Below are 26,236 nucleotides of genomic sequence, written 5' to 3' on the forward strand. Positions count from 1 at the left end.
ATCCTAATGAAATACATCTAAGTATCTAATGAAGAAATATCTAATATATCTGAGCCTTATCATGTTCTCGCTTTTCGGGACGAATCTTACCGACTTTGCTCTCGGTGTATGGATTTTGGATCAGCCTGAAAGCAGCGTTTCAGATTATTCGTTGATATGGTTTTTCGGAATAACGCCTGGGGTTTTACTGGCTCCTTTTCTTGGTAGCCTTATTGATCGCTGGAATAAGAAGAAAATGATTATTTATGGCCAGCTGCTGTCTGGTGTTGGTAGCATAATTCTTATCCTGTTGCATTATCTAGGCGAACTGCTCCCATGGCATATTATGGTCGTTGCTACCTTCGGTTCTGTAGCGGGGATATTCGTATTTAAATCATTTTACGTTTCTACACCTATTCTGGTTGGAAAAAGTGAGTTGATCAAGGCACAAGGTGTTTCTACCAGTGTTTATTCGGCAATACAAATAAGTGTGCCCGTTATCGCACCCGTACTTTACCGGCTTATTGGAATTCGTAATATCTTTTTCATTGACCTCGTAACTTTCTTTATCCCCATTATAGTTTTTCTCATAATAGGTTTTGTAAAGGTTACTTCTACAGAAGAAGGACTTAGTTTTAAAAAGGACTATGCAATCATAAAAAGATTCCTGGAGAACCATAAAGGATTGCTATATCTACTCTCTTTTTTCTTTGGGGTTAACTTTTTTCTCGGATTAATTCAGGTGCTTTTTACTCCGCTAATATTAGACTTTGCCAATGAGTACACGCTGGGTTTGATACTCTCTGTCGCAGGATTTGGAAGTTTTTTAGGTGGAATAATAATGGCGAGAAAAAAGGAGGTCAAAAAACCGATCAGCACGGTTCTAAAGTTGAACATTATTATGGGTGTGATTCTAAGCTGCTCCTTGGTGGCCATCAACCCATATTTTTTGGCAATTGGAGGTATGATGATTCTGCTTCTTTTCAATGTCGAGGGAATAATTAACAATGCCTTCATACAAACAGTAATTCCAATAGATTTAATGGGAAGGCTATCTGGTTTTGTGGGTTTTGCCGTTGGCCTGGCAGCCCCAATCGCCTATCTGGTATCCGGATTTCTAGTAGACATACTAAGTATTCAACTTAGAAATTTGGATTTAGTTCTTTTTAGACATCTACCGGGTTCTGAAACTACTGCTTCTATAACTGTTTTATTCTCCATGTCTGGATTGTTGCTAGTTTTAATGTCTTCACTTTATCGTTACAACAAACATCTCAAGGCATTAGATGTTTTATATCAAGATCAAATGAATACGATAACCAAAAGTGTAGAGATAAGTAATTGAAATGAAAAATATATGAATGTAGGTTCTATGAAAAGGTATAAGGTTATCGCAATCCCGTTTGCCGGTGGGAATAAGCAAAGTTATCGATCCTTCCAAAAAGTCACTTCAAACGAGATTGATTGGGTTACTTTGGAACTTCCTGGACGAGGCTTACGATATAAAGAAAAACTCCTCACGAGTTTTGATGATATGGTGTTAGACCTCCTCAAGCAAGTGCGCAGTGTTATAAGTGATAATAATTCTACATATGTCATGTACGGCCATAGCATGGGAAGTCTTTTGGGCTATGAGATTGTAAAGAAATTAACCGAACAAAATTTAAAATTACCTGTTGCTATGGTTTTTAGTGGTCGAGCGGGGCCTAGTATAGGACCAGACGAATTCTTGAGTGAGCTTTCCGGACCGGATTTTTGGCAAAAAATAAATGACAAAGGTGGTCTCCCCATAGAGGTCCTCAAAAGCGAAGAGCTTATGGAATTCTACTATCCCATAATAAAGGCGGATTTTAAAGCCATTGAGGGCTATAGGTATTCCAAACCAGATAAGCCATTGACCATTCCAATACATATTTATATGGGCAAAAAAGAGTTGGGTGAAGGTAAAACCAAAATGGATGAGGTCAATGCTTGGCAGTTGGAAACCAAATTTCCGCTAAACATTCAATGTATGGATGGTGACCATTTCTTCATATATGATTATGAGGCGGCAGTGACAAGGAAAATAATTCACATACTGAAAACATCAAGTAGGACTTTATTATTCAAGTAAATCATATGAAATCAGACAAAGTATATCTTAAACCAAATGTAGTAATCGAGCCCTTATTTGATGGCTGGTATGCTTGGAGTCATTTAATTTCTCCAGCTACGGCGGCAATGAATGTTACAGGACGACATTTAAAAATAATGAGCTCGTATATTCAAGCACCGCATGTACATGTATCTGCGGTTAAGACCCCTAAAATGAAAGGAGGCCCTTTTATCGATTATGAAGATAACAGAGTAGACGAGATAAGGGAACTCAGGGACCTTACCATGCAAGAGCGAGCACAACTAATTGAATTTAGTGAAGCTATTAAATCCTTAGATAGAATGTTAAAAAGTAAGGCCCGTGGATATTCTTTGGAGCCCTTATATCAAGACATACCTGAAATTTTAAGAGGGTATATTGAGCTGGTCTATGATCTCAATAATCAACCATCTTATCGATTTTTTGAAAGTTTACTCTACAAGAGCAGGTTTTATTCAGAATCTGCTCAGAGCATCGCCTTGTGGACTACAGAAAATGATGAAAGACCATTTGTTTTAAGTACTCCCAGACTGGAGGACGAGAAAGTGGTTGGTTTAAATATGCCCTTCAAAAATAATGCTTTAGATGAGTTAGGTAAAATGAAAAGAACGGCAGGAACACTAGATGAAATTAAATCTAAACTTGGAATAAAACCCGAACAAGAGGAACTTTTTGAATCTTTTTTTACAGATGAGCCTCCAATACCCTATAAACCTTATGATGGAAATAGAGTTAGAATGCGCTACTTTGGGCATGCTTGTATCCTGATTGAAACAAATGGAATAAGCATTCTTCTAGATCCGTTAATTAGCTATTATGGGTATCCCCAAGAAGTGGATAGGTTTTCTGATATGGATCTTCCAGAGACCATAGATTACGTATTAATTACCCACAACCATCAAGACCACATTCTATTTGAGACTCTACTGCCTTTAAGGCATAAGATTAAGAATATCGTTGTTCCCCGCTCCTCTCGCGGACTCTTGCAGGATCCAAGTTTGAAACTAATGTTCAACGCGATTGGATTTACCAATGTCATTGAAATTGACGAAATGGAGAGCATAAACTTCAAGGATATCAGTATTATTGGAATACCCTTTGTAGGAGAGCATTCAGATCTCAACATTCAGGCAAAGATTTGCCACTTCGTGAATATCGGGGAATTTAAAATGCTATTCATGGCTGACTCTTGCAACATCGAACCAAAACTTTATGAGCTTATTCAAAAGGAAATAGGTGATATAGATGTGTTGTTTCTAGGAATGGAATGCGATGGCGCACCACTTTCTTGGCTATATGGTCCTCTACTAACCGAAGATATTCCGAGAGAAAAGGACTTCTCCAGAAGACTGGCAGGATCTAATTATGAGCGTGGTAAAGCGTTGGTGAATGCCTTTAATCCAAAGGAAGTATACGTCTATGCAATGGGTCAGGAGCCGTGGTTGGAGTATATAAGCAGTATAAAATATACCAAGGACTCAAATCCTATTATTCAGTCAGACCTGCTTATTAATTACTGTCTAGATTCTAAGATTACTGCTGAAAGGCTATTCGGCGAAAAGGAAATTTTATATAACAAAAACGAAATACAACTAGTAGAATAATTTAAAATATTAGAACAATGAATGAAAATTATCGTGATTATATTGTCATCGGTGCCGGGCCATCCGGCATACAGCTTGGCTACTTTTTCGAAAAAAAGGGGCTGGATTACCTGATATTAGAAAGAAATGGTAAACCGGGAAGCTTTTTTGAAAAGTTTCCGAGACGTAGGGAATTAATTTCAATAAATAAGGTGTATACTGGTTATGATAATAATGAGATAAATCTGAGATGGGATTGGAATTCCCTACTTGCAGATACCCCCGAACTTCTTTTTAAGGAGTATTCTAAAGACTATTTCCCAAATGCTGATGACTTAGTTAGGTACCTCGGAGACTATGCGAATCACTATGGATTAAAGGTGGCTTATGATACCTCGGTCCTTGAAATTTCCAAGAATGCTATTGGTAATTTTCAAATCGTTTGTGATAATATAACTTACGAGTGTAAGAACTTAATCATAGCTACAGGGATTCCGAAGCAGTACCGACCAAAAATTGAAGGAATAGAATTTTGCGAGTTGTATTCTGACTGTTCCGTAAATCCGGATGAATATGTCAATCAAAAAGTTCTAATTATAGGTAAAGGGAATTCTGGCTTCGAAACTGCAGATAACCTTATTGGGACTGCAGCAGTGATTCATATAATAAGCCCTGAAAACATAAAGTTTGCTTGGAAAACGCATTATGTAGGCAACCTGCGAGCTGTTAATAACAATTACTTGGACACATATTTGTTAAAGTCTCAGAACGCCGTTCTAAATGGTGAAATTCTAGGCATCTATAAAGACCCAGATGGCAAATACAGAGTAAGAATTGACTACACCAAAGTAAAAGATGCAGAAGTTGAGGAAATTTGCTATGACAGAATTATTCTTGCATGTGGTTTTAAGATGGATGATGCAATTTTCAAAGAAGGATTCAAACCAGATACGCTCTACAATGGCAAGTTGCCAGCACTAACGCCAGAATGGGAATCGGTTAATATATCAAATCTGTACTTTGCCGGAGTACTATCGCATTCTAGAGATTTCAAGAAGGCTACCTCTGGCTTTATTCATGGTTTTAGATACAATTGCAAGGTTCTTGCTGATATATTGAACAAAAAGAATAATGGTGTTGACTTTGAATCGCAGCTGTTTGAAGGTGTGGATTCTGGCAAAGCCACTAATTTGGTGATTAAAAAAATCAATATAACTTCTGCTTTATGGCAGCAATATGGCTTTTTGGGCGATGTACTGATAATTAATAAGATCAATAATCAGCTGAGGTATGTTGAAGCCTTGCCCCTAGATTATATCAATGAAATATTTTGTACAGAAGTTCATGATTATTTTATCATCACCCTGGAATATGGCTCGGACAAAAGAGACCCATTTGCGCAAGATGTGGAGAGAATCAACCGTTTTGATTCCGATGGAGCGGGAGATAGTGATTTTTTACATCCCATCATAAGATATTACTCTAACGGCAAGCTACGGTCGGAACTACACTTAATAGAGGACTTAAATGGTGAGTTCAACAGAAAGGAACACATTCAGCCGTTACATGATTTTTTTCAAAAAGAATTTTTGGAAATTGAGAATAAATCCGAACGTGTTATCGCTGAGTAGCGTATGGAAAACTCTATAGACTAATGATTAGGAAGGAAAATCGTACATCCCAAAATGAATCAGGTCTCAGAATGCTGAATTAGGCTTTTTACAAGTGCTACTTCTTTCTTTTGTTTTTCAATTTCAAGGAATAACTGTTGCATCTGAAGAAGATTTGACTGGATTTCCTGATTTTGCATGAGCTCATTGAGGCTTTTGGTGATTGTTTCGTCGGAAAACTGGTCCAAATTTAGGCAGTAGCCTAATTTGTAATGTTCCACACGCTTGGCGTTATCATGCTGATCCCTTCCCATTGGGATTATTAGCATAGGAACACCAAAGTAAATGCATTCTTTGATCGACCCCAAGCCCCCATGAATGATAGCCACAGAAGCTAATTGAAGTATTTCAAGTTGAGGAACCCAGCTATAAACGTCAGTATTCTCAGGGGGCTCTACCAAGTTCCAATTCTCCCTTGAGGAACCAAGAGACAAAACAAGATGAAAATCCTTAAAATAATCAGATTTCATCGCTTCTAGAACAGTATTGAAAAGACTCTCCGCCTTTTTTGGGTATTCTTTCGTCTGAGATCCCATGGATACATAGATTATTTTTCTATGTCCCATTTTCTCAATGACTTCTTGTAAGAAGTTGTTTTGAAGATTATTTGCCAAATTAATACAGGGACCTAGATAAACCTCCTTTTCTGAGTGCAGAGAGGTATTCACATTTAATTGCCTGGGACATAGCATTACCTGAGGCATTTTCTTTAACGGCGCCGACATCTCTTCGAAGCTTTTAAATATCAAGTTTTCTTTTTCAAAGAATTCCATAAATAAACCAGGCAAAGGCCCCGTTAACTCCATAAAAGTCTGCACGGCATAATTGGCAGAACGTTGTTCAAGAGTAATACCTGATTTATCAGACAATGGCGGAAAAAGGGTATGGAAAGTAATTTGCTTAACACCATATTTGTAGTGAATTACAAGCGCCTCTAGGCTAAAAAAGAAACTCGAAAAAACAACTTTAGGTTGGATTATTGGCATAAAACCATCAAGTTCTTCAAATATCGATTGCATGTAGAGTTCACAAGAAATCGAATCTGTACTAACTCCATTGTCCTTAAGTCTTTTGACATATCCTCTTGGAAAGATATCCTTAAATATAGGAATACATTCAAACCCATTTTTTGTTATAACATCCAAAGTATCTTGTATCCCTACAAAACAAACACTGTACCCAACATCTTGAAGATTTCTTGCTATGCTAAATAATGGATAGACATGGCCTTCCTCAAAATCGGTTATAATCACGATATCTTTTTTTTTCACTATATTAGATTTAAGGATATAATCTTATATCTGTTCTTTTTCATAAAACCAAACTTTGAGTTGCGTGGCTTTTTCGAATAATTTTAAGATATGAAAAATAGGAAAGTATTTAATCTAGTTTTACCTATTATTTTGATTATAGTTTGTTTACTACTACAGTTAATCCTTTATTATCATCCGTATTTTGATTTAGCAGAAAAGCTAAGAGCGGCTGGTTATTACTAAAATTTATAAAAACAAGGTTATTTGGAATAATCTAGGTTTGCTGGTTGTGACTGCTCTTCTAGAATTTGCACACAAATTTTCATAATATTTTTAAATTCAATTATTTAATAATCACTAGACGATTTTCAAAACGAATACCATTCCTAAAACTAAAGGCTACAGGAACTCCTAATATGAAATGATTTATTGATAATGATTGCAATATCTTCTCTCAAAAAGTTCGAATTCTGTCCTTTTGAGGTCCCATCAGTGGTTTTGAATGCTCTGGAACAAGAATAGGAACTAAAATCATCGTTATTGAAAACCAAGGGTCTAATATGCCGAAAAGAAACATTGATTTGCCAATTTATGAGGACATCAATGCCTTTTTTGATGCTATAGACAATTTAAAAATTTAGCTCAAAACTATTCTGGTGTTTTAAAATTTGATGTTTTTGAGCCTTATTCAAACTTTTCACGTTCCGTATTTAAATGATTAACAATTCCCATCAAAATAGCCATTGCCAACGCCCTAATACTTTTGGATTCCAAAAAATAATCCGCTTCATCGGGGTTGGTCATAAACCCCATTTCCACAAGTATGGATGGGCAGTACCCAACAATCCCTCGTAACACCTGAAAATTGGCAAACCCAATGCCCCGTTTTTTAAGACCTAGCTTTCCAGTGCTTTCGTCCAAGACGGAAACACCAAGCGAGATCGATGCTTTGCTATTCGGGCTATCCGAACTGTGCACATATACTTCCATTCCTCTAGAAGCGTTTTGAGAGGCATTACAGTGTAAGGAGACAAACACATCCGCATTCAAACTTTTGGCCAATCGACTCCTATCCGATAGGGAAATCAGTGTATCGGTATATCGGGTCAAATAGATATCCAATTCATTTTCAAAAAAGGATCTGTTCAGGTTTAAAATCTCTTTGGCAACCTTCAAAGCCACATCCTTTTCGTATGTGCCATTTACACCAATTGCACCCGAATCTATCCCTCCATGACCTGGATCTATAACAATTCTCTTTTCCGTTCCGATTTCCTGACCAAATGATCGGTCCGAACCGATCAGCAATACTAATGGTATAAAGACAATCTTGATTTTTTTTGAACACCAATTTTGAGATTTCAGTGAGGTATTGACTTTCATGGTCTTTGCCTTTTGATATCAATTGAATTTAAAAGAATCCAAATCGAATCAATTTTTAATAATTAAACAAGTTTCTGAAAGTCAAATGTTTGCGAGTTAATATACAACAATTATTGTAATGCCCGCCCTTCTCAAGCTATCTGTTTTTCAAAGTAATGTAATCAATGGCATCAATTATTGGAAAGCCTATTTTCCTTTTAATTTCCGTAAGATCAATAGGTCGATGGTAATTGGTTTTTTGGTCATACAATAGTTACGCCAAGTTAAACCCGCAAAATATTTCTCGGAAAAGGGACGGCATAAAACCGTTCCTTCCTCACTTTTTATTCCGTTTCCTTTCCACTCCAAAATTTAGTCTTCCGTTTCGTTCAGGCGAAAATATTGTTTAATCCTAATCATATTTCGCATGGAAAACACACAGACCTTAGAACTAGCTTCAAGTGACGGTCAATTGCTCTTGGAATTTAGCTCTTTCAATGAACTGGAAGTTAAGGAAGGCAATCTGAAGAACATTCAGAACATGCTTCCCGAACTATTCCCTGAACAACAAAAGGATGTCCAAAAAGCGGAACGGCGCTTTAAAAAAGGTAAAGGTATCCTTTTTACCAATGGAACCGGAACCGGAAAGACCTTTACAGGACTTGGTATCATCAAAAGATTTATTGTAAAGAACAAAAGGAACATACTGATCGTGGTTCCAACGGATAAAAAGGCCAGGGATTGGATTATTGAAGGGCAGGTACTAAATCTGGAAATCAGATTACTTGAAAATACAAAAGATTGTAAACCCCAAACTACCGTGACCACCTATGCAAATTTCTACCAGAATAAAAGATTATCTGACCTTAATTTTGATCTGGTCGTTTATGATGAATGCCACTATTTACTTCAGAATGGCTCAGGCAATTATACCGAATGTCTTTGGAAACATAAACAAGTGGCCAAACTTCCATCCACGTTCGAACAAAAATACCATGAGAATATTAGGCAAGCAGCAAGCTATGAAAAAGATGGAAAAAGTTATGTCGATAATGACGTTTACAAATCCATTTATAATCAACGATTGGCCGAGTATATCAATGCTACCAAAGTTGTATTTCTGTCCGCCTCTCCGTTTGCCTATCATAAATCCATCATGCTAGGTGATGGTTGCCTTTGGGACATTCGTGAAAAGCCCTATTTGGCAGAATATGTGCACGGAAGTTATAACGAACCTGATGATTATGAGAAGTTCTTTATAGAGCATTTTGGCTATCGCATGCGCTATAATAAGCTGACCACTCCGGACAGTCATGTGAATGTTGGGTTGATGGAAAGGAATTTCTACGAAAAATTCCGCAAAGAAGGTATCATTTCAGGTCGTAAAATTCAAGTTGAAAAGGACTATTCACGTGACTTTATAATTGTCAATAGTGAAATCGGTAAACGAATAGACCAGGGTAAAGAGTTGTTCCATTCGTCCGATTTCAGCGATAGGTATAAGTACTTGGCCAAATATCAATACCGAAAGTTTAATTATAACTATACCAATCAACTCTTGGAATGTATTAAAGCGAAAGAGGTGATCTGCAGAATTGAGCAACATCTTAAACTGGGTAGAAAGGTTGTCATTTTCCATAATTACAACAACTCCTTACCTAGCCATCCGTTCCATTTTGAAGCCAATAAACTAATCAAGTCAGAAGAGGAGCTAGTTGATAAAATTGGGCTATACGATGACATTCAGAGATTTAACAAGGAATACCCTGAATTTGTCAACCTGGATCTTTCAAATCTGGTCAACCCTCGACAAACCATTATAAATAGCTTTCCAAACGCTTTGGAAATCAACGGCACCATTTCAAAAAAGAAACGGATACATAATATCAATCTTTTTAATGACAATTGTTCCAAATACAATCTGCTATTGGTTCAAACCAAGGCAGGCAAGGAAGGAATTTCATTGCATGATAAAATCGGTGGTGTAAATAGGGTTTTATTGACATTAGGTTTACCTACTGCACCTACCGATGCCATTCAGATCGAAGGCCGTATTTACCGGATAGGTTTAATGAGCAACGCGATATATGAATACATCACACTTCAGACAAATTTTGAAAGATTTGCTTTTGCTGAAAAAATTGCGACCAGATCAAGAACGGCCGAAAATCTTGCAATGGGTGAACAGGCTAGAAACCTGGAACTGGTGTTTACGGAGGGATACCTGAATGCACATGATGAATTGCCTTCCAGCGACCAAGGAACCGGAGGTAAAAGTTCCGACCTGGAATTTGAAACCATCTCGGAATTTGATAAGGCAAAGACCTACTATTTTGGAACAGGCAAAAGGACGGCATCGAATAAGTCCAGAGAAGGGACAGACTACTTTGCCACACCGGAACCGCTCGGTTTAAAGATGGTAGAATGGCTTGACCCAAAGCCTGGACAGTCATTATTGGAGCCCAGTGCAGGGCATGGCGCCATAGGTAGATTTTTTCCCGAGAACACTGTTAATACTTTCATCGAACCGAGTTATACACTTTGTTCCAAACTTTCCATGAATGTAAATGGAGCGGTCAAGGCACAGCATTTTGAAAACCTGAGTATCTGGAACAAGTATCAGGGAATAGCCATGAACCCTCCATTCGGGTCGGCCGGAAAAACTGCAATGGAGCATGTGGCCAAAGCAGTTAAGCACCTTTCCAAAAATGATAGGTCCAAAGTGATAGCCATAATACCAAATGGGGCTTCAATGGAAAAAAGACTCAACAAATTCTTTGCTCATCCGGATAATCGGGATATTCATCTTTCATGCGAAATAGTGCTCCCATCAGTGGTTTTTGAACGCTCTGGAACAAGAGTGGGAACTAAAATGATCGTTATTGAAAACCAAGGATCGAACATGCCGAAAAGAAACATCGATCTGTCAATTTATGAGGACATCAATGCCTTTTTTGATGCCATAGAGAATTTAAAGATTTAGCTCAAGATTATCCTGGTGTTTTTCAAAATCTGACGTTTTCGAGCATCGGGCGATTCGGGCGTTTTTGAGTTATCAACATGGGCACTTCAACTTTTCATACGATTTGATACCGATCCGTATCAAAGAAACCCAAGCGAAATCAAATTTTATTTTATTCACAAAACACTGATAACCAGTATTTTGAAATTCAATATAGTGTATTTTTCAATCAACGAAATCCAACAAATCTTAAATCAATTTAAACATGAAAAAATCACTATTCCCGACCGCTTTTTTATTGCTTGTTTCCAATACCATTTTTGGACAGATCGGGGGCATCGAAGATTCCGTTAACGATGTTTCCGATACCATTAGGGCCATCTTCCCGATTATCCTGGGAGTCATCTTCCTAATAGGCTTCCTGTTCAATGCAGGACACTTTTTTGGTGAGAACGCCGACCTCAAAAAAGGGATTACCCGTGTGTTGGTATTCGTACTTATTGCGGGTGCTGTTGTCGGCATATTTACCTATTTGATCGGTATCGTAGTATAACCCCTTAAGAGAAATTTATTCATCCAAGCTTTATGAAAAAATATGAGGTCCATAAGGATATCCGAAAACGAGCAGTGATCATGGGGTTGCCCATTTCATTGTTCGCGCTCATGATGACATCGGTAATCGGGTCGTTACTGCTGATCATCTTTTCCTTTAGCTTTTTGGTCATCATTATGGTATTCCTTTTCAATGGAAGCTTATATGCGGTTCTGACCCAACTGGGCAAACACCCTGCCCTGTTGCATTTCAAAAAAGTATTTCCAACCACCATCAGTAACAAACGAGAAAGTCTATTTCATTATGAAGAAAATTAACCTATCCGCATACCATCCTATCCTGAGCATAGAAAAGCATATCGTTTTTGCCAATAACGGCAATGTAGTATTGTGCTATAAAGCTGACCTACCAGAAATCTATTCCCTGTCCGAAAAGGATTTTGAGGATATGCACGGTTCTTGGTTCCAGGCATTCAAGTCCTTACCGATCAGTACGGTAATCCATAAACAGGATGTCTACGGGAAAGGCCAATATGCGGCGGATAAACTCCCCAACAAAAGTTTTTTGGAAAAGGCGACCCATCGTCATTTTAAAGGTCGTGAATGTCTAAGCCATGAATCCTATCTGTTTTTTATCCTGCCATTGGACAAAGCTCTGAACGCTTCAAAATTCACCAACCCATTTCGAAAAGTTGAAAAAGGCATCCATAAAAAATTAGATCAAAATGTGCAGGAGTTCATTGCCTCGGTAAACGATGCGGTCTCCTTTATCAATAACAGCCGCATGGTGTCCCTGAGACAATTAAAAGAGAACGAAATTTTAGAGCTTACGAGTGCCTACTTCAATGGGTTCAATGACGGTTTTGATACGGACGTCCAATTAGGGAAATCCGCCATTGAAATCGGTGGGAACCATTTTGATGTATTGGCGGTAAACAGCGAACTCTGTTTTGGTGATGTGGTACAGAGCAGTAAGACCAATGACAAGTTCACTTCGGATGATTTTGTATTCCATCAGGGCTTTATCGATGGATTGGGACTGAACCTGAACGAGAACCATATCATCAATCAAATCATATATCTGGATGACAAGCACAAATGGAGAAAACTACTGGACAAAAAAATTGAAGAACTCAACAAAAGTTCGAACTTCGGAACACAGAACAAGGTCGTTCAGAAGAAAATTGAGGCCATTGTTGCTAAAATTAATGAAGACGACAGTTCAAGAATTATACGAGGGCATCTCAACATTGTTTTCTGGTCCCCGGAAGCCGGACGGCTAAAAAATATTGCCTCAAAGATCAAGACCGAATTCAAGGAACTGGACATCGTACCGTATTATCCAAAAGGCGAGGAACGAAAGCACTACTTTCTCAATTCCTATCTATGTTTCAGTTCCAATTTTTCCAATGAGGACCTGTACGTAACCGATCTGAAACATGCGCTGTGCCTGTATATCAATAACAGCAATTATAAGTCGGACGGACAGGGCATCATCTTTAATGATAGGCAACACAACATTCCCGTTTTAAAGGATGTATGGGACGAACAAAAGAGGCGCATCAAGGCCAGGAACTTTGCCATTTTCGCCCCAACGGGGGAAGGTAAATCCTTTTTGGCGAACAATATCCTTCGGCAGTATTTCGAGCAGCAAGTGCGACTGGTCATCATTGATCTGGGAGGTTCCTATTCCAAATTTGCCAAGCTCTATCCCGATGACCATATCATCTTACGGTATGAGCAAGGGAAAAATTTGGGCATCAATCCTTTTTACATTTCCAATGAGGCCGATCTGACCCCGGAGCGATTGGAAGACCTGGCCATTTTCCTATTGGAACTATTGGCAGAGGGCAATCAGGTTTCAAAAGCCAAAGAGGTGGCAGTAAAAAAAGTATTGTTGCATTACTATAAACACATCCGTTCAGATCATTCCCTGGCCTCCTTATATCGATTTATAAAAAACAAAAAAGATAGCCTCATAGAGACCCTTAATATAAGGGAAGAGCATTTCAGCGTTTACAACTTTCTGCACATCCTTTCGGAATATGTAGATGATGGCCTGTACAGTTTCCTTTTCAATGTAAGCGAGGACCAGACCTTTAAGATCGAGGACAAACGCATGATCGTCTTTGAACTCGATGAAGTGAAGGACAATAAGGAAATCCTTTCCGTGATGTTGAAACTCATCAAATCGGCCATCCAGCGGACCATCTGGAGAAACCGCTCTGAAAGGGGAATCATTCTCTTTGATGAGTTTGCCAAACAGCTCAAATTCGATAATGTTCTGGAGAGCGTGGAATTCTATTATCAGGCCATCCGAAAGCAAAATGGGGCCATTGGTATCGTTCTACAATCCATTAACCAATTGCCCAACAATTCCACATCGGCAAGCATTCTGGAAAATACACAGGTCATTTATAGCCTTCGGAACGAAAAAGGGTATGAAGAACTTCAAAAGCGATTGAACCTGTCGAGCCACGATCTCAACCAATTAAAGTCCATTCACAACAACCTTACAGGAGATAGAAAGTACACGGAAATGTTCATCAAGATCGGGAAGGAGAGCAACATTTTCCGCCTCGAAGTACCCAAAGAGGTCTATGCCGCATATCTCACGGACGGAAGGGAAAGCGAGGCCATAATGGCCATTTATAATAACACCAACAATATGGAAGAAGCCATAAACACATTCATAAAACAACGGCCATAGGCTGATTTAACATTAACAATTAAAATCCTTTAAAATGAAGAACAAAATCAAAACATTAGTATTGGTACTGACCATAACTATTTCATTATCTGGCCACATTGTGGCCCAGGGGACCCCGGTATATGACAATACCAACTTTATCAGTTTTTCCAAATCCCTGGTAGAATCCGCAAAACAGACCTCTGAACTATTAAAGACGGTTCAATTTCTCAAACAGCAGAAAGAGAATATCGAGAAAGTGAACAATGTTATCAAGCAGCTAAAGGCAGTCCGGGAAATGGCAGTGAACAACGAACGTTTGTTCAACATTGTACAGAACGATCTACGCGAGATTTTAAACTCGCCTTATATCAAGCCCAGTGAAGTCAATAAGGTCTCGGAATCCTTTAACTCCATTATCGAGAACTCTTTGAGTGGATTGGAATACACCGAACGGATATTGTCCAGTGACAACCTTAAAATGACCGATGCGGAACGTGCTTCAGTGCTAAAGGAAATGGAGCTAAAATCCAGGGAAATGGTCGCTGAGAGCGAGGCCAGGACCAAACGTTACCGTGAGATCATCGCCTTTCGCAAAATGCAGGACAGAATCAACAACAGGAAAACCAATTACTAATGGCGGGTATCTTTTTGGGCATAGGATTGGAATATGTAGATGCGGTATTTACCACCATCAAAAACAGTGGCTTTTCACGGTACACCATTACCGGGATGAAGATACTGGCCATTCTGTTCTTTCTCATCAATATCCTTAAAAAGTATAATGAAGGCGTTGCCAACAACGAAGGGTATACCTGGGGACTGACCCCAGCGGAACTCGCAAAGAATTTTGCGGTGGTCATCTTGGTCATTTTCTCAACACAGGTGTTGGATGTTTTTGATACCATTTTAGTGGCCATCGAGACCCAATACCGGAACACGGCTCCTGCGCTCCTCCCGTTACAGATGCAGGACATCGATCTGGAACAGGATGTGGGCGCATTGGAAGCCGCCAAAAAAGCATTGGCCATGTTGTACGAAGCTCTGGTAACACCACTGTACGGCTTAAAGATGCTGGCTTTTATAATAGGGATATTCCTTTGGCTATTGGATCTGTTCATCTACCCCTTGTTCCTTGCAGAACGTTTCTTTCTGTTGGGCATCATGCAAGCATTTTTCCCTTTGGTGATCAGTCTTGCCGTATTTGAAAAGTTCCGTTCACTGGCCTACAACTTCTTTAAGCTCTATGCAGGAGTGTATATGTTGGTGCCCGCCTTTTTCCTGGTCAATGTATTTGTAAACAACCTGTACACGGAAATCAATACCAACTTCTGGAACAGCCTCTTCGGAACGGATTGGGGAAGTACATTTTTTGCACCATTGCTTCAATTTGGCTCCATCGGATTTATAGTGCTGCTGAAGTTCAAGCTTTACCATAGGGCGACCTCTTTTGTATTCAGGTTATTTAATTCCTAGCGCCAGAAGCCAGCAATCTCAAAAATCAATTATTAAAAATTTAGAATCATGAACAAACTAAGAAACAAAGTCCAGTTGATCGGAAATGTTGGGGAAAGACCCGAGATAACCGAATTGGACAATAACCATAAAGTGGCCCGCCTATCATTGGCTACCAATGCGCATTATAAAAATGCCAAAGGTGAAAAAGTAAAACGTACAGAATGGCATACGCTTATTGCCTGGGGCAAGGTTGCTGAAATAGTGGAAAGATTGGTAACAAAAGGTCAAGAGCTTGCCATAGAGGGTAAACTGACTTATCGCACCTACGAAGATAAAGAAAATGTTAAGCGCCAGGTAACTCAGATAGTGATATCCGAAATATTACTACTGGGCAAGGCAAAAAAAAATCAGGACGAAGATGAAAACGCCTTATAAGAACATTTACGACGTGCTTGGACTCAACCGATTCATTGTTTTGGCAGTCGTTATTGGAGCAGTTTTGACCTGTATCGTATCCGTGTTTATGGTCGTAAAACTTCACAAAGAATCCGTCAATAATGCCTTTGTGGTCAATTCGGATGGAAGTGTCATTCCCCTAAAAATGGTACAGCAGTACGAGAATTTGGAAGTGGAAGTATTATCACATTTAGAACTGTTCCATACTTATTTCTACCACATCGATGCGAGCAATTATGAAAAGAACCTGGAGAAAGCGCTATGGCTGGGGAACAGTTCTGTAGATGCATTGTACGGACAGAAAAAAGCTGATGGGGTCTACAACCGATTGTTGCAATACTCCTTAGTACAGAAGGTATTAAAAATTGAATCCAAAATCGATATCCAACAGGAACCGTATCGCTTTGAGACCACCGTCATTTTTGAAATCAACCGAGGGGCGGTCACGGACCGCTATGAGCTGACCACAACAGGAAACATCATCCATGTGGATAGGAACTTTCCCAACAATACCCACGGATTATTGATAACCAACTTTTTTGAAAATAAACTGAGAAAACTTAAAAACTATGAAGATAGAAAAGAATAAGATCGTGTTCGTCGGGGTCATTTTGTGCGTAGTGCTCTTCATTGTCTCATACTCGATAATCGTATTGGGAAGTGAAGAGGAACCCACAATTGAGAACAATCAGATCCCGGTCCCGGAGCTGGAAGACGCACAGAAAGAATACGGTTCCAAATTAGAGGCATTGGACGACCTAAAGGAAGCCCGCCAAACCAATGCACCCAGTATTTATGATGAACGTTTGTTGGACTCGACCGGAGTTTATGACCCGAATCTATTGGAAAAAGAAAAGATGCGCATCGTAGATAGTATCTACAATGAAGGACATATCAGTTATTCCGATAGAAGCTTCAGGAAACCTGATGTTAAAATTGAACCAAAACACACCCAGAAAGATTCCATCCCTAAAACCAACAAGCAAGAAAATGCCATTGTAACTAAAGAGTTAGGCCTGGAACATCAACTGTTTTTTGCGTCGAATCCGTTGGAAAACGAAAGCTCGATTTCCCAAAACACGGATGCGTTCATTTATGTTCGGGTGGATGGTACGCAAACGGTACGGAACGATCATCGCCTGCAAATGCGCCTGAACAGGAACGCGATTATAAATGGTACGCCATTTTCGAAAAATACGCCCGTTTATGGAACTGTGAGCTTTAAACCGAACAGGACCCTTATAGAGATCGAGAGTATCGATCATCGCTCGGTAAAGCTCAAAGCTTTCGATCTTCAGGACGGAAGTGAGGGTATCTACGTCAAGAACAGTTTTAGGGCCGAGGCCGGACAAGAAGTGGTCGGTGATATTGTCGATGACATCAACGTCGTTGGTCTTCCCCATATTTCGTCTCCGCTCAATACAGGAGTAAGCGGTATCAAACGAATATTCCAACGGAACAACCGAAGCGTAAAGGTTACCATAACCGATAACTATCAACTCATTTTAGGCCCTAACAAACAGTAATCAAAATCATTCCTATGAAAACCTATATCATCTGTACCATGGCCTTTATGTTTTCCGGCCCAACCGTGGCACAGCAAAAGTTGGACACTATTTATGCCAATGATAAAAAGAACGTGGCCCTCTTTTTCCCTGAGCCTATCCGCCAGGGAATTACAGGTACGCCAAATTTCGTGTTCACCTATAATCGGGAGAAAGAGCAATATTTTGGATTGTTGCAAGCCACCCCAGGAGCAGAAAGCAACCTCTTGGCCCTGACCAAAAATGGACAGGTCTATTCCTATATTTTGAAATACAGGGCACAATTGCCGAAGCTGAACTATTTTATTTCCGGGAACGAGAGTATCGGAAACGAGCGACCAATGGCCATTGACCATAAACGGATCACTGAACCGGTAGACCGAACCGCCTATTTTCAGAAGTTCAGCGAATATCAATTAAAATCAAGGTACCTGCCCATTTCAACAAAACGAAGGAAGGGGATCAAACTCCAACTTCAAAAAATGGTATACAATGCCACCGAAGTATATCTGGTGATAGAGATTACGAACCGTTCGGGAATTGACTTTGAAATTGATTTTTTAAATGTCTATAGAACCAACGGCAACAAGCAAAAGAAAGCCTCTTACCAACGATTGGAACAGCATGTATCATATAAATATAAAATACCGGACTTGATCAAGGACGGGCAGTCCGGACGATTCGTATATGTATTGCCCAAATTCGTCCTGGGAGATCATGAAATGTTGGAAATCGAACTAAAAGAGTCAAAAGGGAGCAGGGCCGTCATCCTGTCCACCTTGGACCCGTTAAAGTCCCAAAACATAGGGCGGGCCCATTAAAAAAGCGATTCCACTTAGCCTATTTACCGCATAAAGAAAAGTACCCCGCCAACCAAGGATTTTCATCCCAATTGATACCTCGGATGCTTCCAGGGTCGTGCTTGCCAATGGCGGGTGTACGATCATAGGTGTTTCCTGAAGATCCGATCAGCAGCGAACCGTACCAAAGGGAGAAAGGAACAGATGCCCAAAAGTTGGGCCAGGAACAGCTATGCCCTAAAACAATTCACAAAACATAAAACAAAATCAACAAACCATGAAAAATAGAACGATTATCAAAACCCGATTCATGCTGATACTTTTTACCGGCATTTGTTTTTACGCCCAATCGCAGAACCATTCCTCTGCCATAGAGTTTTTGGGAGGTTACAGCCCTCATGGGATCGGCATTGCACTCAATTACGATCATCATACTTCCAGAACCGGTTTTGTACAGGGAGGCATCTATTATTCCTCCAATAAAGCGGAAGTAAAAGAATCCCTTAAAGTATCCTACAATACGTTCAATGTAAATATCGGTTACATCACGAACATATATACCTCCAGGCTGGAGAGTATAAAGCTCAATATCGGGGGCGGTGGCCTGATAGGCTATGAGGAAGTGAACCATGGGAACGGCCTACTTGAAAACGGAGCGCTGCTCTTGGACAGGTCCAAATTCATTTATGGCGGTCTTGCCCTTATCGAACTTGACATTTACATAAACAATGACATCGGCCTTGTCCTAAGGTTCAGCGAATACTACCACGTTAACAGCGACCTGGGCGCATTCACCCTCTTTGCAGGGGTAGGTGTGCGATACTTCCTCTTTTAAAATAACAATTCACTACGTATCATGAAAAAAGTATATAAAACACCTATCGCCATAGGTATCACCCTAATAACATTTTTTGCCTGTACAAAGGACATGGACATCCAATTTTCATTTCCTTTTGAAATTATCAAAGAGCATAAGAACGTTGCCACCATTAATTATAGGGAACCTACCAAAATACAGATCGTTCCCGAGAGGATCGTTAAGGACAACGTGTATCGATTCAGATATACCGTTGCCGATGGAGATGGGGCCTTAAGCTATAAAGGCGGGGAACCGTTACCGGAAAACACATTGGAAACCTGCGGGCAATTTGAAATGCACCTAGAATTCATTGGAACGGCATTGGGCAAATGTAAGGTCGAGTTTACCGTAGAAGATATGGAGGGACTGACAGAGACCGTTCACCTAAATTATGACATTGTCCATAATCCCTTTAAAATTGAGGTAAATTCGACGACCACTGCACTTGTTATAGGTAAAACCGCTCCGGTAATCTATAGATCGGAGAATACCGGAAAGGACAGTTCGGTGACCTATGAATCCTTGATACGTTTCAAGAAAGGGTCAGGTAGCCTGTACAAAACCAATGATATCGGGGAATCCACCTTTAAGATCGAACCCAACGTATATTTTCCAATCCAAGAAGGCCCGCAGTTTTACAATTTGGTATTGGACGCAGCAGGCGAACATACCATCCTATTCCAAACAAAGGACTCAAACGGCCAGTTAAAAGAAGCGGAACTGAGTTTCAATGCCGATATCATTGATTTTACCTATATAGGAGCACCACAACGTAATACGCTTTTTGTGGGTGAATCCACGAACCTGAACTTTGAGATCAATGAATTGTTGGACGGCGGGGACGTATACGAAAGTAGGTATGAAATCAATTCGGGCAACGCTACACTAAAACGAACTTTTGGGAATATTGGGGAAATACTGTCACCAGGTGTTAACTATCCAGTTGGGGCAAACGCCTACTATTGGGAATTGGGGGCATTGGAAGCCGGAGCAGTGGACATCACCTTTTTTGCAAAAAACACATCTGGAACCGAAAAACAACTCAACATCACTATTGGGGTATCAAATGGGGCATTTGGGTTCAAGGCTACCAATTCCGAAAATTTTGCCGCTGTCAACGATGATGTTCCGGTCAATTTTTTAATTACGGAAACAGGTCCCCAAGGATCGCCCTATACCATGATATTTGAATCTTCATCAAATGGCGTTTTGGAAATCGGGGGAACGACCTATGCCCAGGGGGAACCTATCCCGATTGAACGATCCAATTTTATTGGAAACTACAAGGGCTTGATACGTGGAAAGCACGATGTTCTGTTTACGGTGACCAATGTGCTCAATGAGGTCATGGAAGATGATTTTTCCATAACCTTCAATGAGGAATCCTTTATGTTCACAGCAATAGCGGAAGATACCAATATTTATGTCGATGCCGGTACCCATATTAATTTCAATATTACGGATGGTAGCGACGGGGCCACCTACCAAGTGTACTACACGGTTTCCGGTCCTGGAAAATCCAGTTTGACCTCCGGGAATGCCCAATTTGATGCAGGAACCTTTTATGATGTCTTAAATGGCCCGTTTTCTTGGGATTTCAATGCCCTTTCCGAAGGGAATGTAACATATACCTTTTATGTTGCCAATAATAGTGGTCATGTCCGACATCGGGAAGTTGAGTTTGTCATTGTCCCTAACCCAACCGATGATTTCACCTTTACCGCTATTGGTTCGGCCAACAGTGAAACGATAGGTCGGCAGGTGCCTGTTAATTTGAACATCACCGAGACCACTGGGAATTCGATATATTCAATGGTATTCACAACTACGGGTACGGGGACATTGAGTTACAATGGTGTAAATTATAACCAGGGAGATCCGATAACCGTAACCCCAGGAAACCTTACCGCTTCTTATTTGGGAAGTACACCCGGTGTCCACGATATCACCTTTACGGCAACCAATGCTGTTCCAATTAGCCGTAGCGATGCCATAAGCATTACATACCACAATGTTGATTTCAATTTGTCCGTCTCTGGCGACAGCTCCCTTTATGCTGGGACATCCGAGGATTTCAATGTACACTTATCACAGGTACAGAACGACCCATCGATAACCTATAACGTTGCATATAAAATTGCTACAGGTTCCGTGGGCAATGGAGAGATAAGCACAAGCTCCAATGTTCCCATCACATTAGGGCAGCCATATCCCATTGATATGGGTACAACGGCGATGTACTTTACGGCAACGGATATTGGGCTTACCATTATAGATGTCACCGTTACCGACAGCAACAACCAGTCACATACGTCACAGGTCACTTTTGATGTGCAAGATATAGATTTCACATTTTCCGGGGCACCGCAGCAAAATGAGATCGAGGTCGGGCAGACCACAAACCTCAATTTTAATATCCATGAAACAGTGGCTTCAGGAGCTTCTTATCAAATGAAATACGAAATTGTAAGTGGTATCGGCAACATTAAGGATGGATCCACGACCCAATCGGTCAACACCTATTACAACGTGAACACGGGAAATTATTCATGGGAGTTTGAAGCTATCGGTAGCGAAAATGTAGAGCTGCTGTTTACTGTACTTAATACCACTACCAATGTCACCCATGCCCAAACGGTCGATATTACGGTCAATGAACCACCGGTAAGTGACTTTACATTTACGGCCATTGCTTCTTCCAATACGGCGACCGTGGGGGAGAGCGTGCCCGTGAACTTCAACATTAACGAGACCGTAGGAAATTCAGATTATTCCATGGTATATACTTCTTCAGGTAACGGTACTCTGGAGTACAACGGCATATCCTATGCACAGGGTGAGCCCATTACCGTTGCGCCAGGGAATTTTACGGCAGCTTATACAGGTAACGTTTCAGCAGCTCATAATATAACTTTTACGGCAACCAATGCCAATGATGTGCCCATAAGCCATAGTGATGATATTGAAATTACCTTTACCAATATTGATTTCAATCTATCGACTTCAGGGGATAGTTCATTATATGTTGGAAATTCAGAAGATTTCAGTGTTCACTTATCCCAGACACAGAATGACCCGAACATTAGTTACCTGGTTTCTTATAATATCGCTTCGGGGTCTGTTGGTAACGGTGAAATTACCACCAATGCCAATACCTCTATTACTATGGGGCAACCTTATGATATGGATAAGGGAACTACCACAATGGTATTTAATGCTGTTAGTGTCGGAATTGTTTATGTGGATGTTACTGTCACCGATAGCCACAACCAATCGAAAACATCACGAGTGACTTTTGATGTGGGAAGCATAGACTTTACCTTTAGTGGCGCACCACAGCAAAACACTATTGAAACTGGTAAGACCACCAACTTGAATTTTACCATTAATGAAGCCGTTACCTCCGGTGCTGCATACCAAATGAAATATGGGATTGTCAGCGGGAACGGTAATGTTAAGGATGGTGCGACAACCCAATCGGTAAATACCTATTATAACGTGAATACGGGCAACTATTCTTGGGAGTTCAAAGCGGCGAACAGTAGTGGATCTGTGGAGCTGCTCTTTACAGCGATCAATACGACCACAAATGTAACACACTCCCAAACAGTCATTATTACAGTAAATGAACCTCCGGTCAGTGACTTTACATTTAGAGCCATTGCATCTGCCAATACAGCGACCGTTGGGGAGAGCATACTTGTGCACTTCAATATCACTGAAACTGTTGGGAATTCAAATTATTCCATGGTGTTTACAACCAGTAGTTCAGCAACTTTTGTATATAATGGAATAGAATATAATCAAGGACAGTCTATACCTGTCAATTCGAGCAACTTTACCGGAACTTATAAAAGTAGTACTGCTATTGAACATGATATTTTATTTACAGTAACCAACGCCAATAACGTGCCAATAAGTCATAGTGATGATTTTACAATTACTTATTATTTATTGGAATTTGAGTTTTCTGGAGCTTCACAACAAAATACAATCAAAACAGGTGAATCCACATTTTTAAACTTTAACATTTCGGAAACCTTTGTCTCCGGAAACAATTACGAAATGAAGTATGAAATAATAAGTGGAGATGGCAATGTAAAAGATGGTGGACTTGTAAGGTCTGTAAATACTTTTTTCAATGTAAACACAGGTTCGTACTCATGGAAGTTTGAAGGAACTGAAAGCGGAACTGTGGAGCTGTTGTTTACTGTACTTAATACAACCACTAATGTAACTCGCACACAAACGATTGACATAATTGTTACCAATCCTCCTGTTAGTCAATTTACTTTTACTGCAATTCCTTCAGCTAATGATGGAACAGTTGGTCAAAGCGTGCCTATTAATTTCAATATTACGGAAACCATAGGTAATTCAACATATTCTATGGTGTTTACATCCACTGGAACTGGGACTTTGGACTATAATGGAACCTCTTATAACCAGGGGCAACCCATTTCCGTTAGTCCCGGGAATTTTACTGGTGCTTATACAGGTAGTTCTTCGGAAACCCATAATATTACTTTTACGGTAACGAATACCAATAATCTACCTATAAGCAGTAGTGACAATGTTTCTTTAAATTATGATAGTATAGATTTTACATTATCAACCGTTGGGGATGGGTCTTTGTTTTTGAATTCTCAAAAGGACTTTTATGCTATTATTTCTCAAGAAAGTAATGATAACTCAATAACATATAGAGTACGGTTCAGTATTACTGGTGGATCTACAGGCAATGGCCAAATTAAAACTGCTGAAAACAATACCACCATACCCCTGGGAAGTTACCGTGATGGGATAGTCGATGTTGGTTCAACAGCATTTTTATTTGAAGGAACCTCTCAGGGAACCGTCAATATACTGGTTGAAGTTATGGATTCGGACAATAGATATAAAAGCTCGACCATTTCATTTACAATAGACAATGTTCCCTTTACTTTTGATACCGCTGCACAGGACGGAAGCATTGAAATTGGTGAAAGCACTAACATTTTTCTTAGTGTAACAGAGCCAACACAAAGCTTTACCAATTATGAAGTAAAATATCGAATTACATCTTCTGAAACTGCTCAAATATCGTACAATGGAACCTCTATCAATCCAAACACTTATAGGCCGATCAATACGGGCTCAACACCTTGGGCTTTTACCGGTACAGAAGAAGGTAATATTAGTGTAATGTTTACTGTTAGAAATAAAAATACATTATCGATACGTAGTAAGACTGTTGAAATTGAAGTGAATAAAATACCATCACAATTTAACTTTACTGCCATACCCACTTTGAATAGTGCTAAAGTGAATGATTGTACCGACATCAATATTAATTTATCAGAAACCGTTGGCACTTCAACTTATACAATGGTATTTACATCATCTGAATCAGGAACTGTGCATTATAACGGAACTACTTATAGCCAAGGACAACCTATAACAGTTAGTCCAGGTAATTTTGTCATATGCTATACGGGCACGAATGATGGACTAGAGCATAACTTAGAATTTACTATAACAAATTCAGAAAGTCTAACTAAAGATAAGAGTTTGAATATTTTTATAGAATCAATTAACGATTTTGAGTTTTTAGGTTCTACAACCAGCTCAAGTGTAACAGTCAATGATAATGTTGGTGTAAATTTCACTTTAAATGAAATAGTAGGAAATAGCATTTACTCAGTAGTTTTCACAACAAATGGTAACGGAACTTTTGTATATAAGGGTAACACTTATACAAATGGTCAAACAATACCTTCTTTTTCAACAGGCGCAAGTGGAGGAATCTATTATCCAACAAGTGAAGGGAATCATTTAATACGTTTTATTGCCTCAAATTCAGAGGGGCCTATATTATCCAGGACATATCAAAGACTCTTGAATGTGTCACCATCCGACATGGAAATAAATTTTTCAAAACTCTCGTACAATCAATCCCAGAGCGGCTTTCTAACTTTTGATGTTGCTGAAGCCGGAGTTTACACCATAAACATAAGCCCCCGGAGTAATGCGAATGGTTATTTTTGTAGCCCTAATTCAACTTTTTGTTTACCTGGTTTTGGATCTTATCAACTAAATACTGATATTCAGGTAAACTTCAATTCGGGAGCAAATGTCATAAATTTTACAACCAATAAATCTACTGATGTAGTATATGATATCAGCATTAGTGACCACGTCAATACAGTTACAGAAACTTTTGAAATTGTAGTGAACCCAAATATTTTGTTTGGGGCTATGGGATATACCAGATATCAAAATAGCAATGGCATAATAACCAGTTGTATTAACAACTCTTCTGTATATCTGGGAGGTGTAACAAGTTATTCAACAAATGTAAGGGCTTTTATAAATAATGCAAATTTTGCAGTAGATGGGACTACAATTGTTTCTTATGACATAAGATATAACGGTGTTACTACCAATCATAATTTCTCACTAACCGGCTTTAACAGTAACGGAGGAACTTATAGCTACAAACTTTCGTATGGTCCCACTGAGACTGGTACGATAAACAGTAGGGCTTTTAACAATGTACTGGTATTGGGAACGTCAAAAAGAGTTACCATTGTGGATAAACATCTATCAATATTACCCTCCAATACAGATACTCCGTGTGGATATAGGGTTAGCAATGCGATGACTTCAGGAATTTTTAATCAAAACTATCTGAATCCTGGTAATAGTTTCCAAATACGTATTCATACTTCCAATGGAAAAACCTCAAATTGGAAAACAATGAATTCAACGGTACCTCCCAGTTATCCGAATGTATTTTTAGGCAACTTTTAAATCATATTAATATTCTTAAATAAACAATAAAGGCAGATAGTAAAATTACTATCTGCCTTTATTGTCAAGTCCAAAAGCGAACATCTTGATCCGCTCCTTTAACTTGTGTAAAGGATATTAAATTTTTTTTGGAAACTCTCCTC

The 26,236-nt window shown here is 39.5% G+C and carries 18 protein-coding genes; 16 read left to right on the top strand and 2 right to left on the bottom strand.

Annotation, left to right across the window (positions count from 1 at the left end; translation table 11 throughout):
- The first annotated feature begins 28 nt into the window (after positions 1-28).
- From L0P88_RS17590 to L0P88_RS17605, 4 genes are read left to right on the top strand one after another with little or no spacing between them, the layout of a single operon-like run.
- Entirely contained in the window at positions 29-1,324 is a 1,296-nt protein-coding gene (locus L0P88_RS17590) for an MFS transporter (protein WP_247131217.1), read from the top strand.
- 27 nt (positions 1,325-1,351) lie between these two features.
- Entirely contained in the window at positions 1,352-2,092 is a 741-nt protein-coding gene (locus tag L0P88_RS17595; protein WP_247131218.1) for a thioesterase II family protein, read from the top strand.
- 5 nt (positions 2,093-2,097) lie between these two features.
- The gene (locus L0P88_RS17600; RefSeq protein WP_247131219.1) at positions 2,098-3,717 is read left to right on the top strand and encodes an MBL fold metallo-hydrolase; all 1,620 of its coding nucleotides are present in this window, start codon (positions 2,098-2,100) and stop codon (positions 3,715-3,717) included.
- Positions 3,718-3,734: 17 nt separating this feature from the next.
- Entirely contained in the window at positions 3,735-5,327 is a 1,593-nt protein-coding gene (locus L0P88_RS17605) for an NAD(P)-binding domain-containing protein (RefSeq protein WP_247131220.1), read from the top strand.
- A gap of 59 nt (positions 5,328-5,386) precedes the next feature.
- Here L0P88_RS17605 and L0P88_RS17610 read toward each other — a convergent pair whose 3' ends face one another.
- Positions 5,387-6,637 (bottom strand): glycosyltransferase, encoded by a 1,251-nt coding sequence (locus L0P88_RS17610; RefSeq protein ID WP_247131221.1) that lies wholly within the window; start codon positions 6,635-6,637, stop codon positions 5,387-5,389.
- 666 nt (positions 6,638-7,303) lie between these two features.
- A complete protein-coding gene (locus tag L0P88_RS17615) occupies positions 7,304-8,002 on the bottom strand; it encodes an N-acetylmuramoyl-L-alanine amidase (protein ID WP_247131222.1) in 699 nt (232 codons plus the stop codon).
- Positions 8,003-8,408: 406 nt separating this feature from the next.
- On the opposite strand from L0P88_RS17615, the gene L0P88_RS17620 reads away from it, so the two are divergent.
- The 12 genes from L0P88_RS17620 to L0P88_RS17675 all read left to right on the top strand — a co-directional run bounded on the left by L0P88_RS17620 (position 8,409) and on the right by L0P88_RS17675 (position 26,093).
- Positions 8,409-10,964, top strand: a complete 2,556-nt coding sequence (locus L0P88_RS17620) for a DEAD/DEAH box helicase family protein (protein ID WP_247131223.1) — start codon at positions 8,409-8,411, stop codon at positions 10,962-10,964.
- A 244-nt stretch (positions 10,965-11,208) separates the two neighbouring features.
- Positions 11,209-11,496 carry a hypothetical protein gene (locus tag L0P88_RS17625; RefSeq protein WP_247131224.1) on the top strand — a complete coding sequence of 96 codons (288 nt, stop codon included), beginning with the start codon at positions 11,209-11,211 and terminating at the stop codon, positions 11,494-11,496.
- Positions 11,497-11,528: 32 nt separating this feature from the next.
- Positions 11,529-11,813 (top strand): hypothetical protein, encoded by a 285-nt coding sequence (locus L0P88_RS17630; protein ID WP_247131225.1) that lies wholly within the window; start codon positions 11,529-11,531, stop codon positions 11,811-11,813.
- A complete protein-coding gene (locus tag L0P88_RS17635; RefSeq protein ID WP_247131226.1) occupies positions 11,800-14,205 on the top strand; it encodes a TraG family conjugative transposon ATPase in 2,406 nt (801 codons plus the stop codon). The genes L0P88_RS17630 and L0P88_RS17635 overlap by 14 nt, the downstream gene beginning before the upstream one ends.
- Before the next feature lie 34 nt (positions 14,206-14,239).
- Positions 14,240-14,821, top strand: coding sequence for a type IV secretion system protein (locus L0P88_RS17640; protein ID WP_247131227.1), 582 nt, complete (start codon positions 14,240-14,242; stop codon positions 14,819-14,821).
- Entirely contained in the window at positions 14,821-15,660 is an 840-nt protein-coding gene (locus tag L0P88_RS17645; RefSeq protein ID WP_247131228.1) for a hypothetical protein, read from the top strand. The genes L0P88_RS17640 and L0P88_RS17645 overlap by 1 nt, the downstream gene beginning before the upstream one ends.
- Positions 15,661-15,708: 48 nt before the next feature.
- Positions 15,709-16,077 carry a single-stranded DNA-binding protein gene (locus L0P88_RS17650; RefSeq protein WP_247131229.1) on the top strand — a complete coding sequence of 123 codons (369 nt, stop codon included), beginning with the start codon at positions 15,709-15,711 and terminating at the stop codon, positions 16,075-16,077.
- Positions 16,061-16,687, top strand: coding sequence for a conjugal transfer protein TraK (locus tag L0P88_RS17655; protein WP_247131230.1), 627 nt, complete (start codon positions 16,061-16,063; stop codon positions 16,685-16,687). The genes L0P88_RS17650 and L0P88_RS17655 overlap by 17 nt, the downstream gene beginning before the upstream one ends.
- Positions 16,668-17,624 carry a conjugative transposon protein TraM gene (gene traM, locus L0P88_RS17660; protein ID WP_247131231.1) on the top strand — a complete coding sequence of 319 codons (957 nt, stop codon included), beginning with the start codon at positions 16,668-16,670 and terminating at the stop codon, positions 17,622-17,624. Before L0P88_RS17655 ends, traM begins: the two co-directional genes overlap by 20 nt.
- 14 nt (positions 17,625-17,638) lie before the next feature.
- The gene (locus L0P88_RS17665; protein WP_247131232.1) at positions 17,639-18,463 is read left to right on the top strand and encodes a DUF4138 domain-containing protein; all 825 of its coding nucleotides are present in this window, start codon (positions 17,639-17,641) and stop codon (positions 18,461-18,463) included.
- 256 nt (positions 18,464-18,719) lie between these two features.
- Positions 18,720-19,277, top strand: coding sequence for a conjugal transfer protein TraO (locus tag L0P88_RS17670; RefSeq protein WP_247131233.1), 558 nt, complete (start codon positions 18,720-18,722; stop codon positions 19,275-19,277).
- Between the two features lie 21 nt (positions 19,278-19,298).
- On the top strand, positions 19,299-26,093 hold the full coding sequence (locus L0P88_RS17675; protein WP_247131234.1) for a beta strand repeat-containing protein: 6,795 nt from the start codon (positions 19,299-19,301) through the stop codon (positions 26,091-26,093).
- The last annotated feature ends 143 nt before the right edge of the window (positions 26,094-26,236 follow it).

This window comes from Muricauda sp. SCSIO 64092, assembly GCF_023016285.1.
In the GTDB taxonomy this organism is placed as follows: domain Bacteria; phylum Bacteroidota; class Bacteroidia; order Flavobacteriales; family Flavobacteriaceae; genus Croceivirga.

What these genes read in the sequence shown, in the direction of transcription:
- L0P88_RS17605 (WP_247131220.1), top strand. Translation starts at nt 3,735, where the DNA reads ATGAATGAAAATTATCGTGATTATATTGTCATCGGTGCCGGGCCATCC.
- L0P88_RS17595 (WP_247131218.1), top strand. Translation starts at nt 1,352, where the DNA reads ATGAAAAGGTATAAGGTTATCGCAATCCCGTTTGCCGGTGGGAATAAG.
- L0P88_RS17640 (WP_247131227.1), top strand. Translation starts at nt 14,240, where the DNA reads ATGAAGAACAAAATCAAAACATTAGTATTGGTACTGACCATAACTATT.
- L0P88_RS17625 (WP_247131224.1), top strand. Translation starts at nt 11,209, where the DNA reads ATGAAAAAATCACTATTCCCGACCGCTTTTTTATTGCTTGTTTCCAAT.
- L0P88_RS17650 (WP_247131229.1), top strand. Translation starts at nt 15,709, where the DNA reads ATGAACAAACTAAGAAACAAAGTCCAGTTGATCGGAAATGTTGGGGAA.
- L0P88_RS17670 (WP_247131233.1), top strand. Translation starts at nt 18,720, where the DNA reads ATGAAAAATAGAACGATTATCAAAACCCGATTCATGCTGATACTTTTT.
- L0P88_RS17645 (WP_247131228.1), top strand. Translation starts at nt 14,821, where the DNA reads ATGGCGGGTATCTTTTTGGGCATAGGATTGGAATATGTAGATGCGGTA.
- L0P88_RS17590 (WP_247131217.1), top strand. Translation starts at nt 29, where the DNA reads ATGAAGAAATATCTAATATATCTGAGCCTTATCATGTTCTCGCTTTTC.
- L0P88_RS17665 (WP_247131232.1), top strand. Translation starts at nt 17,639, where the DNA reads ATGAAAACCTATATCATCTGTACCATGGCCTTTATGTTTTCCGGCCCA.
- traM (WP_247131231.1), top strand. Translation starts at nt 16,668, where the DNA reads ATGAAGATAGAAAAGAATAAGATCGTGTTCGTCGGGGTCATTTTGTGC.
- L0P88_RS17630 (WP_247131225.1), top strand. Translation starts at nt 11,529, where the DNA reads ATGAAAAAATATGAGGTCCATAAGGATATCCGAAAACGAGCAGTGATC.
- L0P88_RS17635 (WP_247131226.1), top strand. Translation starts at nt 11,800, where the DNA reads ATGAAGAAAATTAACCTATCCGCATACCATCCTATCCTGAGCATAGAA.
- L0P88_RS17675 (WP_247131234.1), top strand. Translation starts at nt 19,299, where the DNA reads ATGAAAAAAGTATATAAAACACCTATCGCCATAGGTATCACCCTAATA.
- L0P88_RS17620 (WP_247131223.1), top strand. Translation starts at nt 8,409, where the DNA reads ATGGAAAACACACAGACCTTAGAACTAGCTTCAAGTGACGGTCAATTG.
- L0P88_RS17600 (WP_247131219.1), top strand. Translation starts at nt 2,098, where the DNA reads ATGAAATCAGACAAAGTATATCTTAAACCAAATGTAGTAATCGAGCCC.
- L0P88_RS17615 (WP_247131222.1), bottom strand. Translation starts at nt 8,002, where the DNA reads ATGAAAGTCAATACCTCACTGAAATCTCAAAATTGGTGTTCAAAAAAA.
- L0P88_RS17655 (WP_247131230.1), top strand. Translation starts at nt 16,061, where the DNA reads ATGAAAACGCCTTATAAGAACATTTACGACGTGCTTGGACTCAACCGA.